Here is a 1,305-nt window from a genome sequence, read left to right as displayed (position 1 = left end):
ATCTGGTGATTTCCGTTGAGCAGGGTGCCGTCAATATCGGTACAAATGAGTTTGCATTCAAACATGCAAGCATAGTAGTACAAGCGTATGACTATGTACAGCCGGTCAAGGTCTTGTTATGCAATTGCTTCAACGTGAAAAAAAACGCAAAACACAACTTCTTAGAAAATTAGGTTAACGAAAGTATCAGAAACNNACCTAATTTTCTCACTTGTTCTGGCAAAAGGATTCCAGGCTGATTTGTCATAGGCATAGGGATGATGAAGAGCCCTTCCAATGAAAAAAACTTGGTTGTGTCAAAGCAGGGAATTGAATAAGGTAGTGCGGTAAAGAACCAGGTACAGACTTTGCAGTTCTTGCAAGAGGACCCATATGAGAAAGTGTTGTTTTTTTCCGCTTTTCAGTTGTACGTTACATACCATGAAAGGTGTGATACTTTTAGTATGAGTTCCATGGTGATCGGAAGGAGGGCCTCATGTATATAGAAGACTATAGAGCTGGTGCTTACGAAATGCAGACTGGGTATAAATCCTTCATCCCAACTCCAATTAATACGTCATGGGAGTGGCGAAATGCCAGGATCAACACACTATTGGAGAAAGCCAATATGGAACTGGGGAGTCTCAATGCATATGCTGAATTGATACCGAATATTGATATCTATATTCGAATGCATATTCATGTTGAAGCAAACAAATCCAGCAAAATCGAAGGGACTAAAACAACGATTGAGGAAGATATGCTTCCTCTCATGGATGTAGATCCTGAAAAACGTGATGACGTACAGGAAGTACAGAATTATATTGCTGCTTTGCAGTATGGGGTGGAACGAATAACAAACGATGGGTTTCCTGTTAGTTCACGATTGATCCGTGAAATACATCGATGCCTTATGAATGGCGTTCGTGGTGAATTCAAGACGCCGGGCGAGTTTAGATTGAGCCAGAATTGGATTGGGGGGTCTATGCCGTCCAAAGCGGCATATGTACCTCCAGCACATATACATATACCTCAATTGATGTCTGATTTGGAGCAATTCATCCATAATGACTCAATCGATGTGCCAAGACTGATCAAAGCGGCATTGGTCCATTACCAATTTGAAAGTATCCATCCCTTTCTGGACGGTAATGGCCGTACTGGGAGAATTCTCATCCCATTGATGCTTCTGAATGAGGGAATACTCAAGAAACCATGCTTCTATATATCTGAATATTTCGACTTGCATCGTACTGAGTACTATGATGCACTTAATCGTGTACGCACGCATAACGATATGCTCGGATGGATACTCTTTTTTTTGGA

Annotated in this window: 1 protein-coding gene; it reads left to right on the top strand. The window is 41.4% G+C overall.

The annotated features are described in order from the left end of the window. Window positions 1-475: 475 nt before the first annotated feature. The coding region (locus B3F49_RS03525) for a Fic family protein (protein ID WP_293909005.1) at window positions 476-1,305 on the top strand (830 nt) is incomplete at its 3' end.

This window comes from Sphaerochaeta sp. UBA5836 (assembly GCF_002432845.1).
Taxonomy (GTDB): domain Bacteria; phylum Spirochaetota; class Spirochaetia; order Sphaerochaetales; family Sphaerochaetaceae; genus Sphaerochaeta.
This window is presented reverse-complemented; position numbering and strand designations above follow the sequence as displayed.